This is a genomic window from Paenibacillus endophyticus (assembly GCF_014192395.1).
Classification (GTDB): Bacteria; Bacillota; Bacilli; order Paenibacillales; family Paenibacillaceae; genus Pristimantibacillus; species Pristimantibacillus endophyticus.
On record NZ_JACHXW010000003.1, the window covers coordinates 141,467 to 158,135 of the forward strand.

The window sequence follows — 16,669 nt, forward strand, 5'->3', positions numbered from 1 at the left end:
CACGACTACCCGCTATACGACGGGGAGCACGCTATTTCCTGACGGCGGATACATTTTACGATAGATTTGTTTGTCTTCGGCGCAGCCAGTCGGGCTTGCCGTACACATAATGATGGTACAGTTCGCCTTCCATTGTTATTGTGCTTGAAAAAACAAAGCCGCTTTTTTGAATGACCCTGTTCGATGGCTCATTGGTTAGAAGGGCTGCCGCGTGAAGCTCGCACGTATCGGTATTCGCAAATAAATAATCGCTTAAGCCTTGCGCGGCCTGCGTCGTGTAGCCCTTCCCGCGATGATCCTTGGAAATTGCAAACATGATTTGCCTCCCCTTCGCGGGAAACTCCTCCTTCACACCCGTACAGCACCAGCCGATGACTTCATCCGTTTCTTTCAAAACAATAACCATACGCAGGCGAAGCTCTCCGATCTGTCCGCCTGCGGCAACCGCATGCAGAAACGCTTTATTCTCCTTGATTTCATAATTGGATAACCAATCCATCCGCTGCTCTTTGCCAACGTTCCAGCCTGGCAGCCATTCATGAATTTCCGGCTGCCAGGTGAGCATGTGAATCGCGTCCAAATCACGCCATTCATATTCACGCAGCAGAATGTCGGCGCAATCTATCGTAAATGAATGATCCGCACAGCCAAAGCAATACAGCTCTCCACCAGCGGCAACGACTCCGTTCAGAAAACCGTCCAAACACCGTATATCCATGCCGCACTTGCGGCACTTCCCAACATGCTCCTGCATAAGTCCTCCTTATGATGAACGCTTCAGCCGCTATCTACAATGCCGCATCCCAAGCCGACTTGAATGCGCTGACCGAAGCGAATCTGCCTTCCCTATCGGGATTAACCGCTTGCATGGCAACGTTATAAAGCCGTTCGCAAGCGTCCCACTTCGCATAGGATCGATCCTGCTCTGAGCCTAGCAGTGCGAAAGCCGCAGCTCCCATCGTAAATACGTTAGACACTTCATCAATCGCAGCGCCCCTCACAAACTCCTCCGGCGACATAAAGCGCGAGGATCCCCATAATCTGCCCATCGTATTGATGAATGGCTTCTTCTGATAAACATCAATATCGCAAATTTTTATTTCATTTCTGCTGAAGTCGTAAAGCAGACTGCCGTCGTAAAAATCAACAGCCACAAAGCCTTGCTGCTCCATATAAGCATGGAAGGCAAATATGCGATCCAGTGCAAGCAGCCTTGTTGCTGGCGGCAGCTGCTTGAATCGAAAGTATGGAGAAGCTGGGTCCACATACTTCGCAGGAGGAGGAAATGACCAATGCGGATGGAGCGATTCCCCTTCAAACCATTGAAAAACAGCCGCATAACCCGCATCAAGCTCGATTCGATCAACCAGCTCAATCAGGGAGGGATGCTGCAATTGCTCATATAGCGGGATGGCGGATCGCAGGCGTGCGATCGCATCGTCCGTATTTCCGATGTAGGAAGCGAGTCTTGCACCTGCGTATTTCACGAAATATTTCCTGCCTGCTTTCTCGATACCGAAGCTGATATTGCCCGAGTCCTGCTGATCAAAAACTTGAAAAACGCTGCCTAGCTTCTTTATCCAACCAAAATCATGTTTTTCCTCTAATTGAAAGGTGACATGATCCAGCTCGTAAACGTATGGCTGTTGCGGCATTTGCTGCCTCCTTCGTTCATTCGATTGTTCATGCGTAATTCCGCTTGCATCTATAATGGTTATAGCATACGGATATACATATTTGTACCATTATCTGGATTGGATCAGCACAATAAAAAACAGCTCAGGGAGTACTCCCTGAGCTGTTCACGGTCCGGTCATAGCAGCGCATGACCGATCAGCCATGCTAGCGCGCCTGCGAATAACGACGACAGAAGGTTCACTCTGTCGTTGTTCAGCCAGGCGAAGCCGCGCACTTTCACCGCCGCGCTGCCGCAATGCGCGGCGCGCTCGGTCTCGCTGCCGCATACCTGGCAGCGAAACATGGCCTGGCCGGTTGCGCCGAGCAGCGAGTCGGCGAAGGCACCGGCCAGGCCAGCGGCGGCCGCTGCGGCGATGTATGCCGCCGCTGCGCCGCCTAGCGTACCCGCAGCAGCCTCTGCAGGCTGCGGGGCCGCCAGCAGCAGCGCGGCAACGGCGCCGATGAAGACGGCGCCTGCGAGCGCTGCTGCGCTGCCGAGCGGCGTGACACCGCCGCTCGTGCCGGCCGTTACCGGCTTGCCGCTCGTCACCGATCGCGGCGCCGACTTGCTCAGCGCGCCGATCTCGGTGGCCCACGTATCGGCGTTCACGGCGGCCATCACGCCGATGTACGCGAACAGCCACCCTTGATCCGGCCAAATCGCGTGAGCGGCACATAGCAGCAAGCCTGCTCCGCCGTTCGCCCATACCTGACCGGCATCGCGGCGGCCGGTCTTCTCGTATTTCGCTTCAGCCAGCGCCTTGGTGCGGTGCTTCCTTTTGTAACGGGACCAAGCGCTCGAAGAAATAAAAAACGCGATTAACAAGCCGAACCATACAGGCTCTCCAAGCGTGACGAAGCCCGTCCCCATTACGACGGCCGACCATGCTCCAGAAAGGGACAGCGACCGTACGTGGTAAGCCGCTGCAGCCGCAAAACCGCTCGCCAGCAAACCAGCAAGCAGCCTAAGCCACCATTCATCTATCCATCCAACCATGTAGCGGGCAACCTCCTGCTTTTCACTTCTGATTCGCCATATTGGGGCTGTGCGTATCCGATCTATCGACCGGATACGTATGGCAGCCTTCTATACGCGAACCTCATGCCAGCGTTCCGGATAATTCGTACAAATCATGAGCTCGGGATCGAGAGCAGCAATTTTGCGCATTGCACGCTTCTCGTTGATTGTCCATGCCATAATCTGAATGCCTGCTTCCTTCATCAGCGCTACGCGCTCCTTGTTCAGCTTCGTATAGCTGATCGAAAGGAAATCTGCTCCGAGCTCCTTCAGCTCCTTCGGCAGCGTATTGCGCCAGCCGTCAATAATGAGACCCGTGCGGATCTTGTCGGACAGCCGTTTCATTCGATACAGCGTACCTTCATGAAAGGAGGTGATCACGACCTCCTTCAACGCGTCGTAAGTCTCGATACATTCCAGCACTTTTTGTTCGATATGCGGGTAACGGATCCCATCCGTCTTCAGCTCGATGTTGAGCTTGCAGCGGCCGACCGCTTCCTGCAGCACTTGGGCCAGCGTCGGGACAGGCTCCCCTTGGTATTTTTGCGAGAACCAATTTCCCGCGTCCAATGCCGTTATCTGGTCGGCAGTCAAGCTTTTCACATCGCCTTTGCCGTTCGTTGTTCTGCGCAGCGTGTAATCGTGAATGACAACCGGAACATGATCCTTTGACAAATGAACGTCAATTTCGATCCATGCCACGTCTGGGTCTGCAAGCGCAAGACGGATGGCTGCCATCGTATTTTCCGGCGCGCGGCTAGACCAGCCTCGGTGCGCTACGCACGGATTGTGCATGTTGCGATCATCCTCTCTAACCAAAGCATTATTCAGATAGAAGCTTCCCATTTTCGGCCAGTTTTACCCCAAAAGAAATCGAAGTCAGGCGGTCAAGCACTGCTTTGGCTTGTTCTCCCTCCAGCGGGGTAGGCTGAGCATTCACCGTGAACATCGGATGGAAGGTCATCTCACAGTCGCCATCCTTCGTGCACAAGGCGTCCAGAACGCCTGTCTCGCCTGCCGTTTCCTTCGGATATGAGCTGAAAATAAAGTTTCCTAAACTGTATGCGATCCATTTCCCTTTATACCTTTCAAACCCCTGAAGCACATGCGGGTGGCTGCCAATGACGAGATCCGCTCCGGCATCAATATATTGCTTGCCGAAGTCGGTTTGGTGCTTCTCCAGCTCAGTCACGCGCTCCTTGCCCCAATGGACCATGACAACGACGAGATCCGCTTCTTTTTTCGCTTTGGCAATGGCCTCAAGCGCACGTCGCGTATCATAGCTTTCCGCTACGCCCGGTACGTTTCTGTCCGCCTTCCACGAGTTGAACGGCACAACGCGGCTTAATCCGATATAAGCAACCTTGATGCCCCGGACCTCTTTGATCACCGGAGCGAAAGCCTCCGTATCATTATTGCCGGCTCCCATATGCGAAATGCCCGCTTCATCCAAATGCTTCATTGTATCGAGCATGCCCTCCACGCCTTGGTCGAGTGCGTGATTGTTGGCCAAGCTCATGATGTCAAAGCCGGCATCGCGCATCGCTGGCAGCACCTCGGGTGATCCCTTAAAAACATAAGGAGTGCCCTCTACAGGTACTCCCCGTGTCGTAACCGGGAATTCCAGGTTGCCTGCCGTAATGTCGGGCTCGCTCAAATATAGCATGGAAGGCTGATAAAGAAAGGGATAACCCTCCTTAGCCGTGATGGCGCTGACATAATCCGCAACGAGCAAATCCCCTACAAACGATAGACTGATCCGCTCCCCGGCAGCAGGATCGTCTTCAGGCGCGACGATGGCCTCTCCGTCTTCAGGCGTGATATTTGCCTCTCCGTTATCCGCAGCAGGGAGTCCATTCTCCTGCTCATTGCCGATGTTGGAGTCAGGTGTATCAGCAATAGAGCCAGGCTCCTCTTCGCCTTCGACAGACTCATTCTGATCCGCCGGCTTCGTTTCCGCTTGGTTTACGGATTCGCTGTCCCCGCTGCCGAACATGTCCTTCACTTTATCGGAATTCGCTGCTGCCAGCCAAGCGCCAAGCACGACTATAATCACGCCTAACAGTGTGAAGTTAAGTATAATGATTCTACGAAGCCGTTTCTTGCGTTTAAGCTTGTCCTGCTGATGTGATTCGGAACGTGATATTTGCATGGAAGATGGCTCCTCTATCATAGAAATTAGTTATGAATAGTTAGACTCTTCCATTATAGCAACGAACCGCCTGCTAGAGGAAAACAAATATTGCTTTAAGGATTCAATATGGCTTGTGCCGCCTCTTTGCCCTGTCTGATGCAATCCGGAAGCCCCACGCCGTCAAAAGCTGCGCCGGTTATCCATACGCCCGGCAGCTCCTGTTCGAAGCGTTCCCGGAGCCGCTTCATATTGGTTACATGTCCTACCGGATATTGCGGCATCGATTTCGGCAGTCTTGTAATTTCGACAAAATTCGGCTCTGCTTTAATGCCCATCGTCTCTTCGATATCGCGGCGCACCGCCTTGGTCAACTCGGCATCGGGCAGCTTGACGCAGTCCTCATCGCCGGAGCGGCCTACATAGCAGCGCAGCAGAACTTTATCATCCGGGCTCGTATGCAGCCACTTATTAGATGTCCATGTGCAAGCGGTAATCCGCAAGCCTTCGGAGCGAGGCACGACAAAGCCCGAACCGTCAAAATCAAGTCCGAACGTCGATTTCTCGAATGCCATGACGACGTTAGCTACGGATACGTAATTGACAGCCCGCAGCTCGCTGCAATCCGCTAACGGTTCAAGCAAATCTGCCGCGTTATACGCCGGTGCCGTCATGACAATGCGATCCGCTTGCAGCTTCTCGCCGCTGTCGAGCACGATTTCGTATCTGGCTCCTTCGACAGTCTCGTTGTTGCTGCCTCCTGCACTTGCATGGTGCTCATCATTTCGATGAATGGCTGTTACCTTTGTCCCCAGACGCCGATCTGCTTTGCTCAGTGCTTGATCCAGCGCTTGGACAAGCGTGGACAAGCCTCCCTTAAAGGTCAAAAAGGTTCCGCCCTTTGCAACGGCAGGCAGAGCACCAGCAGCCGCGGTTGCTCTGCGGTTATGCTGCATGCCGCGGATCAAGCTTCCGTGCTTTCGCTCGGATGCCGCAAATTGCGGAAAGGTTGCCAGAAGGCTAAGCTTCTTCAGATCTCCGGCATAAATGCCCGCTAGCAGCGGCTCGGCAATTCGGCGCATAACCTGATTGCCGACGCGTCGCTCCAGAAATCCTCCCAGCGATTCATCCGTCTCCTCCTTGCGCACCGGAATCACCAGGTCCATAAGTGCGCGCAGCTTGCCGCCCCAAGACAGCAAGCCCGTTTTTACGAATGGCGCGATTTCGGTAGGTATGCCAAGAACAAGCCCCGCAGGCATCGGAAACAGCTTCCGCTCATGCAGAATATATGTTTTTTTCGCTCCGGGATTGGTCGTTGTCAGTTCTTTCTCTAGGCCAAGCTCCGTTGCCAAATCAATGATAGCTAGCTTGCGAGCCAAAAAAGAATCCGGCCCTTTCTCGATGACGAAACCGTCACGCTGCAGCGTATTTATTTTACCGCCAAAAACAGGAGCGCTGTCTACGATAGTTAGTTCAAGCTCCCTGCCCTGCCGCTCCGCTTCCCGCTGCAAATAAAAAGCGGAGCTCAGTCCGCTGATCCCCCCGCCAATAATGACAATTCGATCAGGCTTTCCGATTCTCCGCATCTCGTTCATTCCTTCCCAAGGCTAGCCAGTGCCTCGATGACCGACTCCGCCAACGTTTCCATATATAGTGGATCGCGATTGAGCATCGCGATTCGATCTAATGCCACATCCAGTTTCTTTGCAGCAGCCTGCGCTTCAATATCCAGATCATACAATACCTCCAAATGATCCGAAACAAAGCCAACCGGTGCGACAAGCACCGCTTTCACGCCTTCTTCCGCGAGCACAGGCAAGGTTTCCAAAATATCGGGACCAAGCCAAGGCTCGCGTGTCCGCCCCGCGCTTTGCCACGTAAACTGCCAGTCACTCACGTTCGCCGCTTTAGCAACCGCTGCTGAGGTTTCAAGCAGCTGCTGCTCGTAAGGATCGCCGAGCTCGCGAATCTTGACCGGCAAGCTGTGCGCGCTGAACAGCACCTTCACCTTGTCTGCTCCCCCTGCCGCGGGCGCAAGTCTGGCTACGCCGTCTGCTACGCGTTCGGTCAGCGCCAGGAGCAGCTTCGGATGCATATGATATTGCTTAACGAACGTCATTGTGATGCCAAGCTCATTCGCCTTCTCTTCTGCGCGCTTAATGTAGCTTCCTACGCTCATGGTGGAGAAATGCGGCGCCAATACGATTCCGACCGCTTCAGTGATGCCGTCGTTAGCCATCTGCTGAACGCCATCCTCAATGTACGGCTTCGCATGCTTCAAGCCTTGATAACAGCTGAATTGCCCAGGCGCCAGCTGCTCAAGCTTGTCCTGCAATCCGGCCACTTGTCCGTTCGTATTCTCGCGCAGCGGGAATACGCCGCCTACAATCGCTTCGTATCGTCCTTTGAGCTCGGCCAGCAGCTCTGGCGTTGGTGCATTGCCTCTACGGATATGCGTGTAATACGCTTCAACGTCATCCATCGACTCTGGTGTGCCATAAGACATAACCAATACGCCGATCCGTTTGCCATCATGCTTAGACATGACTTGCCTCCTTTTGACTGCGCGCCGCAATTGCTTTCCTTGAATAAGCATGCACAAATGCGGTCAGCTCCGTAAGCTTCTCGATGGATGCTTCTGGGAACAGCCCATGTCCTAGATTAAAAATAAATCCAGGCTCTATTATTCCGCTGTCAATAATTTCTTTCGCATAGGATTCAATTACCCCTATTGGCGCAGTCAGAATCGTAGGATCTAGATTCCCTTGCACGGCAAAGCCGTTATCCAGCCTGCGTCTGCCTTCTTCAATGGAAACGCGCCAGTCAAGACCAATGACATTCGCTTTAACGTTATGCAATTCAGGCAATAGCTCGCCCGAGCTTACGCCTGGGAAATAAATTTTCGGCTGCGGCAAATCCGACAGCTCCGAGAAAATCCGTTCAATCGTTGGCAATACGAACTTCCGGAAATCAGCAGGCGTCAATGCGCCAACCCAGCTGTCGAATATTTGAAACGCTTTGCCGCCAGCTGCCATATGCGCACGCAAATAAGTAATGACCATATCGCCGAGCTTGCGCATTAGCTCATGCCAAAGCTCAGGCTCGCTGTACATCATTTCTTTGGTGCGCAAATAGTTTTTGGAGGGTCTTCCTTCTATTAAATAGCTTGCAATCGTGAAGGGAGCTCCCGCGAACGTAATAAGCGGAACCTCAAGCTCCTTATCCAAAATGCGAATCGTTTCAATGACATGGCCTAAGTCGCCCTCAACATCGATTGGCCTCAGCCTCTCAATATCAGCAGCCGAACGGATCGGATTCGCTATGACCGGGCCGATGTTCGCCACAATATCAAAATCTATGCCGATCGAAGCTACTGGGTTCATAATATCAGAATACAGAATGGCCGCATCCACGCCCAGCTTGCGCACCGGCATCAATGTAACCTCTGCCGCCAGCTCCGGCTGCTTGCATATTTCGAGCAATGAATATTTTTCTTTGATTTTGCGATAATCCGGATCGTATCTTCCTGCCTGACGCATGTACCATACAGGTATTTGATCGACATGTTCTCTCTGGCAAGCCCGTATGAAACGGTCGTTATAAGACATTCCCGTTCCCCATTTCTAAGTATTTTCCTATGTAACCATTATGCCCTTTTTCATCAAACCTAACAACCGCCGTCATTAAGGTTCCTATGACAATAGTATGACAATCAATCATATCGAGCATGAAGGATGGATGAAAAAAAGATGGCTTTATCTATTAGCAAGCTTGCGCCGCTAACAAAGCCATCTTACACCACATTATATACTTTATTCTATGCCGCTTTATCCGGCACTTCCTCTTGCGCGTTAGCTTGATGAAAAGCGTCTGCGAATTGCGAGAAAATATAGGATTGGATGTTCATTCGCAACGAAAGAATCGGTTGGTCTTTTTTAATGAAGGAGTTTGTGTAGAGATCCGGATACTCTGTCGTTATCGCTTCCTTCGTCAACTCGGTCATGCTCCACTTCTTCAAGCCGAACAGGCGAGGGAAATTGTGCAGCTGGTCAATATACGTTAGAAGATTCGGCAAGTGGCCGACGACCACAACCTCAAAGCTAGTTATTACCGTTCCGTTGTCGCTTACGGTGCTGTCTGATTGCCCCTGCTCCCCTTCATTCCCTGTTGCTTGCTTGACGTAGGCAAGCGGCGTTTCTGATGCTGCAGCGATTTGACGAAAAAAAACAAGGTTTGCGGAATCGACTCTCTCAAACGGTATGCGTGTCGCTAGCTTAGCGATTTGATCATCCGGTATTTTTTCGGTCGAATATTCATTTTGTACCGACTCAAGCGTTGCGCCGAATTGTACGACGTCTTTTTTGGCCAGCTTGAGCGTATCCAGCTCGGGAAGTATATATAGAAACAAACATGCTATGTTTAAAACCGCAAACAATGCAATTCCGATCATATAGAGCATCTGGCTTTGTGAAAGGGGCTGCTTGGAAGACTTCCATTTCAGTTCCATCTTCATTCAGCTCCCTTCTCGTTCGCAATAGCAATGTCCAGCGTCAACTTATACACTTCTTTTCTTACCGTTTTGATCGTCGTACCACCATTTGCGCCCGATGGGACAGCAACTGATGAAGTGTCGTTGTCTACCTTTTTGTAATAAGAGGTCAAGACCACGTCCTTCAGTATCTCTTGCTCTTCAAGCTTCTGCATGTAGATGACGATTTCTGCACTCGTTTTGAAATCAAGCTCCATATTTATTTTGGACCCGTCCGCTACGCTCACCGTTACGATTTTGGCGGTTAATGGCAGGTTTCCGATGATCGCCTTTAGGTATGGCTTCCATTCGGTCCGTGATTGTTCCAAGCCTGATAATGCTTGCTCCGCCTGTTTGTACGCGTCCACCTTAACCTTCAAGTCCCCGCTCGTTCGGATCTGGTTAATCTCTTGTTCCAGACGAAGCCTTTCCTGTTCTACGCCGCCCGCTTCCGAGTGCCATGAAGCAACATAATACACCTGAGCGCCTAGCAGCAGAATAAAAAGCAATAAGAGGAGCGGAAGCAATTGAGGATTGCGCGAGCTGTTTTTTTGCTTTGCGGGCAATAAGTTAATCGACTTCATGCTTCCTTCCCCCTTAATGCCAGGCCAAGCGGCACGGCATACGCAGGAACGCTCCAGGCTCCCGCATTGCCTGCGACGGGCAAGCTGTCCCACATCAGCTGGGATACGGGAGGCGTCAAGCCATCATCCATTAAAGCCGTAAGTTTTTCGATATTAGGCACGTCACCCGTTAGCCAAATTTGGCTGAAGGTTCGCTCGCCTTTATTTAAATTGTAGTAATAGAAATTCATTAGCCGCTCTAGCTCGCCTATTAGATCCTGAACAGCGTTCAAATAGGTTTGCTCTGGACTCGAGAAGCTGTTCAGCCACGCATTGTTCTCTTCGGAAGTCTCGCTTAAGATCGTTTTGAATGAAACTTCAACATTGCGCATGAGCTTGAACTGGCCGTCCTCTATAATCGTAATGTCAGCGCTTAGTTCATTTACGTGGACTAGAAGATGGATGCCTTCGGACTGAATACGTCCCCACTCTGCAAGCCTTAGCAGCGAAAATGATTTGATTTCGATGCTGCACGGTATTAATTTCAACTGTTCGAAAACATCGACGTAATCCTGCAAAATGCTTGTTGATGCGGCGACGACAAGCACATCGCGCAAGTTGTCTTCTTCAGGCGGTAGCTCTTTCGTCTCCGGCGCTGCTTTTGGCAGCTTGATGAAATCATAGGAGGGATCATCGAACGCCATGCTTAGATTATTTTTCATTTCGAATTGCACAAGCTTCTTCAGCTCCACATTGATGATGTCTGGAAGCTTCAAGCTTCTGACCATAACCATCTGGCTCGGAATCGCAAAATGAACGTATTTGGTAGTAAACCTTTTGGATTCCAAAACGGATTTTAACGCTTCCTGCAGCTTTACCTTATCGATGACCTTACCGTCATCGACGATGCCCGCCTGCAATGGCGCCGAGGCGTAGTTCAACAGCCGAAGCTCCTTTTTCCCCTTTTGCTGTACCTCGCAAACTTTTACTTGACTGTCTGTAATTTCAATGCCTAAGGTCTGATGCCCGTTTGCTAGCTTTCTTAGTATGGATTGATTCATGTTGCATCCCCCTCACGGCAGCTAAGCTTAATCTTATTATTTGATGCATATGCTTTCTTGCCGGCCGCCTGAGTCCAGGTCATTCACGTACCAGCTTTGCGCATATTGTTCGTTAAATGAGGTTGTCCCGCCGACATAAAAGCCTTTCATCGTGTTTTTCTTCCAATCGCTGTCCAAATTGTGAAATGTGGCATCTTTGAACACGAGCAGCATATTCCCAATATCAAGGCTTCCGTATAGCGTCCATGGATTAAATGTGAGATTGGTTTTGCTAATAAGGTTCTCACCGATTTTCATTGTCACATTAGACTTAATCGTATTCTGGAAGGCAATGCTCCCTTTTGTTACCAAGGAGCCGCCAATTACGAAATTTCGTTCGAGCGTACTGGCTGCCGTAAAGTTTCCATCTACGACAACGTTCCCGTCAACGTTGAAATCGTGAACCGTGTTATTCAGCGAGAAATTCCCCTTCACATAAATCGAGCCTTTTACCTTCATATTTTTCTCAATCACGTTAAAAAACGTGAAATCCTGATTTACGATGACGTTTCCTTCAATCGTGAAACCGTACACTGAATTTCTTATTTCCAACACGCCATTGACCTGCAGCGATCCTCCGATCGCGAATTTACCCGTAACGCCTTCCCTGCTCTCAGACACGGGATTGGTTAGTTTCAAGTTTCCCTTAACCGTCACGCTCTTTTTCACGTCTAAACTCGTAATGCCATTCGTAGCTGTCATATTGCCTTTGACTACCATACCTCCGTTGACATGCCATCTCAGAACCGTGCTGTCGATATTTACGTCTCCCGCAACAATGATATCGCCTTTCACGATGAGATTATCAAATGTGTTTTTGACCGTTAGATTTCCGCCTACGATGAGATCCCCTTCGATAACAAGGTTATCTATGGTACCTTCGCCTATCACCACATTTCCTTTGACAAGTACATTATGGTTAAAGGTAATGGTATTGTTGTCATCTAGTTGTCGAAAAACCAAATTGCCGCCTACACGCACATCACCATCAAACAATATAGGCGCTTTAACGATATCCTTAAAGTATAAATTGCCGTTCGCGACGACCGCGTTGCCGTTGCTGTCTTTATTAATGACTACCGGGCTCGTAATAACCGTGCTGGGCGATCCGCTTATATTCACATTTCCAGCGTTAATAATCGCAGGTCCCGTCTGGTATTTGGAGATTTCTGTAGAAGTCACCGTACTATTCAGTGCCGCAACGTCGCTGTACCGACTGTCGGAGAATACATTTTGGAAGGCGTTCGTAATCGCGGCAGCAGATTGGTTTAAATAGTAATTTGCCGTGTCACCGAACCAGCCTTGAAATTGTGTATCCGTAAAGGTATTCAGAATATGAGTCAAAGGCAGGGCCTGACCTGTTGCCGGCAAAATGTAGCAAGCCGCAAACAGCTTATTGTTTTGGACTGTCGTGCTATTTTTAAGTAGGACCTTATTGCCTGTTCCCGGTGCAGGAACCGTCGGCGTAGGTGTTGGGCCTGGTGTCGGCGATGGCGTCGGAATGACGACTGTCGGCGGTGTAGTCGGAACATAAACCGGCTCTAGCTTATAGTTCAGCTTGCTCGACCTTACTTGATTGCCAACACCATGTTTGGCTTCAAATGTAACGGCAATCGGTTTACCCGAGCTGTTTTTAACAATGACTGCTTGGACATCCAATTCATCCATATCATTAACGGCTTGGACAAGACGCTCGATATTAGCAACTGTATTCTCCGTGTTATCTACCTTTTTCATATCCTCATACATTCTCGCGAAAACGGTCATGCCCGAGTGGGCCTCAGTAAACGACTGCTCCGAATTTGCATTCGTTTTAGCTTGAAGCAGACCGATATTCGTACTCATCGCTAGCGGAGCAACCACGATCGAAAGCATGACGATAAATCCAAAAACAAGCATAAGCGTTCCGCCTTTTTCGGACTTCAGAGAATTTGTCATTGCCTTTTCCTCCTTAAACATATTATTCTATGAGTAAATCAATCCGACTACTTTACTATAAAGGAGCTGCCGATGCGCAATCAGAAAGGATTAACGTTGATCGAAGTCATGGGCTCGATCGTTCTGCTCGGCATTGCCGTACTGGGCATTACATACATTTTGCAGCAGTCCTCTATCGATACCAAATCTAACGAAAAAACCGATGATGCCGTTGTTGCTGCCAGAAACGTGATGGAAGAAATCAAGAACAAGCTGAAATCCACTGCGACAAGTACGACTGTGTACGGACAAGCAATACCGCTCCAACAGCTTCGCGACCGCTCGTCATCTATTATCTATTATCCGGATGCCAGCAATCGACGGTATGAATTACAGATTCAATCGCACGCAACTACGCTAGGTGCCGTACCGCTTACCAATAGCGTCGTGTCTGATTTAGACTCTATTTTCAGGCGCGTAACCGTTACATGCATCGATTTATCCACACAAAAAGAATTCGAACTGGAAGCCTTTGTAGAATTTAAATAAGAGGATTGCGGGTGATGATGATGCATAAATGGCTAAAAAACGAAAAAGGGCTGACGCTGGTCGAAGTAACCGGTGTTCTCGTCCTTACAGCCATTATTTTGGGATTCCTAATCTACCTGCTCAACTATTCGAATACGAGTCTTCAACAAGTATCTAGCAGAGAGAAAACATTGCAGCAATCTCGCGATATTGTGACCCAAGTTGTCAAGACGGTTCGCAATGGCTACGCTCCCGCGACGCTGGTCAGCAGCTCCAGCAGTCTTCGCTTGCTAAGCGCCGAGAATGACGAGGCTGTTGATTACAGGTATAACAGCTCCGAGAAGTCGCTTACCGTCACCTACACCCCAAGAGATGCGAACGGAAACGATGCAGCCTCACCCTCCTCCACATATACTTTTTCGGATAAGATTGAGGATATTCTCTTTAATGTGAAGGATGGCCGTATCGAAATTACGCTCACCATGATCCTGCCCAACCATACGAGCAAAAAGACGACTACCGTCGTATATACCACGCAGAGACAGAGCTAATATGATAAAAAAGATAAATACCAATCGATTAAGCCGTTCCCCCAGTAATAGGCCGCTAATGCTCCAACTGCGATATACGGGCCGAACGGTATTGTTTTGCCCTTTGAATGAGCCCCGGTTGCAAGTAAAACGATTCCCCCGATTAATCCAAATAAACTGGCGAGAAACAGACTGAGCAAGGTTAGCTTTACCCCGAGTATTAAGCCGATGAACACGTAAAGCTTAATATCCCCTCCACCCATCGTCTCCTTCTTCAATATCCAACTGCTAATGATGCCAATGAGCAGCAAAGCTCCGCTGCCAGCAAGCGCAGCGATACCATAATTCAACAACGGAAGCGGATGAATGAATAATCGAATCACAATAGCTCCGATTACGCCGACCGCCACCACTTTATTTGGAATAATCATATCGGTAAGATCGGTTTGCACGATGATGACGAGAATGGAAATAAAAAACAACACAGCGAGCAGCTCAGGCTCCCATCCAATTGTGTAAGCTGCATGCGCAAACAAAACCGTAGTCATAAATTCCCCTAGGGCATAACGCCATGCCATTGAAGGTTTTATTTTTCTTTGGTTAATGCCGGACATTATTTTTTTAAATAGCGGTATTAGGGTGAAATAACGCTGTTTGGTTTGCTTATTCAGAGCATAGATTGGCGGGTTCACGGACTGAAAGCGTGTGTCCCATTGTATCGCTATAGCACTTAGAATGCCACTTACAAGCATGCCCAAAAGCGCAATAACAAATATATATAATACAATCATTTTCTCTCTTCCTTGCTTGAAATTTTATAGAAAGGCAACCCTAGTGGGTTGCCTTTCTACCGAAACATTATGTTGCTGGTACTTTGGCTACTTTGACTGTCCAACCGCCGGTTCCTTTTGTTCCAGTAATTGTTCTATCTGCTTTATCATTAAATACCACTGCTTTGTTAAGGTATCCCTTTGTGACAAGATCAGATTGAGCAACAGTAGCAGTATTTCCAGTAGTTGGTGTTGGATCTTCTTCAAGAAAATAACGTAATGCTGCTTCTTCAATCATTTGTTCACTTGCTGTATCCGCCTTAGTTTTTGATTTTTCAATCGTCCCACTAATAGCCGGAATAGCAATAGCCGCAATAATCCCCACGATAACTAGTACTGCAAGCAACTCGATAAGCGTTAGACCCTTTTGATTCCGTTTCAATGCCATCAACATAAACATTCTCCTCTCAATTTGACAAACTTTTTTTGGTACGGGTAACACGAATAAAACTATATTAATAGGACAAGAAATTGCGCACTTGCCTACTAACATTAGATACATGCAATGGCTAGTTTCTTGAATAACAAGACTAGCAATTAAAGGTAGAGCTGCTCTGAGCATGGGGTACACCTATGCTCAGACCGAATTGCCATCTTGCACCTGTCAAAGGCTACAAATAGCTTTGCATCATTTTGAACGTTGGCATCATTACCGCCATGACGATCACACCGACTACGCCAGTTAGCAGGACGATCATTAACGGCTCCAGCAGCGCCTTTAAACGGTCGGCCATCTGATCGACATCCGCTTCATAGAAATCCGCTACTTTATCCAGCATGTCCTCCGTTGCCCCTGACCGTTCGCCGATCGCGATCATCTGCACGACCATCGGTGGGAACAGCTTGGATTGCTTCAGCGGTTCGGACATCGACTCCCCGCTAAGCACCTTCTCACGAATGTCGGAAATGACCTTGCCAATCGCTTCATTGCCGACTACGTTCGATACGATTGATAAGCCTTGCATAAGCGGGATCGCCGCTGCAATCAAGGAGCTAAACGTACGGGCGAAGCGAGCGATAGCCTGTTTATGCCACAACGTGCCGAATACAGGAATTTTCAACAGGAAATAATCGAGCTTTTGCCTGCCTGCTGCCGTACGCCTGATCAGCTTCCATACGATAGTTGGCACGAACATCGCGGCAATGACCACGTACCAGTAGCCCTGCATAAATTCACTGACTGCCATGACAATTCGAGTCGGCAGCGGAAGCTCAATGCCCATTCCTTCGAAGCTAATGACGTACTGCGGTATGACGAACAGCATCATAAAAATAACGACAAGCACCATCATCACAAGCATGACCGCCGGATAAACCATGGCTGATTTAACCTTTTCTCTCGTGTTGCGCTCTTTCTCGAAGAAAACGGCCAGCCTGTCCAGCATCGTGTCCAAATTACCGGCAACCTCGCCTGCTTGAACCATGCTGACGAACACCGATGTGAATACCGTCGGATATTCCGCAGCCGATTCCGAGAACTGCTTGCCACCCCTCATTTCCTCGGCAATAATGACCAGCAGCTTCGACAACGTTTTGCTTGGCGTCTGCTCGCTTAGGATTTGCACGGATTCGACCAAGCTGACACCCGCACGGTACGTCGTAGCCAATTGCCGGCAGAACACCGTAAAATGATCCATTTTGACTCGAGGACCGCCAAGCGAAATTTCCTTGTACAGCGTCGTGTCGTTCGCATCCATAATCTCTGTTACCCACAAGCCTTTTTCAACTAGCGCTTCTCGTGCCCGCTGCATCGTATTCGCTTCTTGGGTACCGAAAGACTTCTTGCCGCTGGAAGTAACCGCTTTGTACCGATATTTCGGCATCATACCAACCCCATTAAAACTCGA

The 16,669-nt window shown here is 49.5% G+C and carries 17 protein-coding genes; 2 read left to right on the forward strand and 15 right to left on the reverse strand.

Annotated features, from left to right (window positions below; genetic code table 11):
• Positions 1-55: 55 nt before the first annotated feature.
• The 12 genes from FHS16_RS06135 to FHS16_RS06190 all read right to left on the reverse strand — a co-directional run bounded on the left by FHS16_RS06135 (position 56) and on the right by FHS16_RS06190 (position 12,955).
• Entirely contained in the window at positions 56-754 is a 699-nt protein-coding gene (locus tag FHS16_RS06135; RefSeq protein ID WP_246431627.1) for a GNAT family N-acetyltransferase, read from the reverse strand.
• A 34-nt stretch (positions 755-788) separates the two neighbouring features.
• Positions 789-1,655: a serine/threonine-protein kinase gene (locus tag FHS16_RS06140; protein WP_183559982.1), complete on the reverse strand. Its 867-nt coding sequence runs from the start codon at positions 1,653-1,655 to the stop codon at positions 789-791.
• Between the two features lie 158 nt (positions 1,656-1,813).
• A complete protein-coding gene (locus FHS16_RS06145; protein WP_183559984.1) occupies positions 1,814-2,674 on the reverse strand; it encodes a DUF92 domain-containing protein in 861 nt (286 codons plus the stop codon).
• A 90-nt stretch (positions 2,675-2,764) separates the two neighbouring features.
• Entirely contained in the window at positions 2,765-3,490 is a 726-nt protein-coding gene (locus FHS16_RS06150; protein WP_183559986.1) for a glycerophosphodiester phosphodiesterase, read from the reverse strand.
• Positions 3,491-3,518: 28 nt separating this feature from the next.
• Positions 3,519-4,847, reverse strand: coding sequence for a CapA family protein (locus FHS16_RS06155; protein ID WP_183559989.1), 1,329 nt, complete (start codon positions 4,845-4,847; stop codon positions 3,519-3,521).
• A 95-nt stretch (positions 4,848-4,942) separates the two neighbouring features.
• The gene (hemG, locus tag FHS16_RS06160) at positions 4,943-6,412 is read right to left on the reverse strand and encodes a protoporphyrinogen oxidase (RefSeq protein WP_183559991.1); all 1,470 of its coding nucleotides are present in this window, start codon (positions 6,410-6,412) and stop codon (positions 4,943-4,945) included.
• Between the two features lie 5 nt (positions 6,413-6,417).
• The gene (gene hemH / locus FHS16_RS06165; protein WP_183559993.1) at positions 6,418-7,371 is read right to left on the reverse strand and encodes a ferrochelatase; all 954 of its coding nucleotides are present in this window, start codon (positions 7,369-7,371) and stop codon (positions 6,418-6,420) included.
• On the reverse strand, positions 7,364-8,434 hold the full coding sequence (hemE, locus tag FHS16_RS06170) for a uroporphyrinogen decarboxylase (protein ID WP_183559995.1): 1,071 nt from the start codon (positions 8,432-8,434) through the stop codon (positions 7,364-7,366). Before hemE ends, hemH begins: the two co-directional genes overlap by 8 nt.
• A gap of 209 nt (positions 8,435-8,643) precedes the next feature.
• The gene (locus tag FHS16_RS06175; RefSeq protein WP_183559997.1) at positions 8,644-9,333 is read right to left on the reverse strand and encodes a hypothetical protein; all 690 of its coding nucleotides are present in this window, start codon (positions 9,331-9,333) and stop codon (positions 8,644-8,646) included.
• A gap of 2 nt (positions 9,334-9,335) precedes the next feature.
• Positions 9,336-9,938, reverse strand: coding sequence for a PilN family protein (locus tag FHS16_RS06180; protein ID WP_183559999.1), 603 nt, complete (start codon positions 9,936-9,938; stop codon positions 9,336-9,338).
• A complete protein-coding gene (gene pilM, locus FHS16_RS06185) occupies positions 9,935-10,978 on the reverse strand; it encodes a type IV pilus biogenesis protein PilM (protein WP_183560001.1) in 1,044 nt (347 codons plus the stop codon). The genes FHS16_RS06180 and pilM overlap by 4 nt, the downstream gene beginning before the upstream one ends.
• A gap of 36 nt (positions 10,979-11,014) precedes the next feature.
• Positions 11,015-12,955 (reverse strand): hypothetical protein, encoded by a 1,941-nt coding sequence (locus tag FHS16_RS06190; protein WP_183560003.1) that lies wholly within the window; start codon positions 12,953-12,955, stop codon positions 11,015-11,017.
• 72 nt (positions 12,956-13,027) lie between these two features.
• On the opposite strand from FHS16_RS06190, the gene FHS16_RS06195 reads away from it, so the two are divergent.
• Both FHS16_RS06195 and FHS16_RS06200 read left to right on the forward strand, forming a co-directional pair.
• Positions 13,028-13,483, forward strand: coding sequence for a prepilin-type N-terminal cleavage/methylation domain-containing protein (locus FHS16_RS06195; protein WP_183560005.1), 456 nt, complete (start codon positions 13,028-13,030; stop codon positions 13,481-13,483).
• A 14-nt stretch (positions 13,484-13,497) separates the two neighbouring features.
• A complete protein-coding gene (locus FHS16_RS06200) occupies positions 13,498-14,013 on the forward strand; it encodes a PulJ/GspJ family protein (RefSeq protein ID WP_183560007.1) in 516 nt (171 codons plus the stop codon).
• Here FHS16_RS06200 and FHS16_RS06205 read toward each other — a convergent pair.
• The 3 genes from FHS16_RS06205 to FHS16_RS06215 all read right to left on the reverse strand — a co-directional run bounded on the left by FHS16_RS06205 (position 14,010) and on the right by FHS16_RS06215 (position 16,645).
• A complete protein-coding gene (locus FHS16_RS06205) occupies positions 14,010-14,783 on the reverse strand; it encodes a prepilin peptidase (protein WP_183560009.1) in 774 nt (257 codons plus the stop codon). The two genes, FHS16_RS06200 and FHS16_RS06205, sit on opposite strands and share 4 nt — an antisense overlap.
• A 67-nt stretch (positions 14,784-14,850) precedes the next feature.
• A complete protein-coding gene (locus tag FHS16_RS32235) occupies positions 14,851-15,216 on the reverse strand; it encodes a prepilin-type N-terminal cleavage/methylation domain-containing protein (protein ID WP_183560012.1) in 366 nt (121 codons plus the stop codon).
• A 217-nt stretch (positions 15,217-15,433) separates the two neighbouring features.
• Entirely contained in the window at positions 15,434-16,645 is a 1,212-nt protein-coding gene (locus tag FHS16_RS06215; protein WP_183560014.1) for a type II secretion system F family protein, read from the reverse strand.
• Positions 16,646-16,669 lie beyond the last annotated feature (24 nt).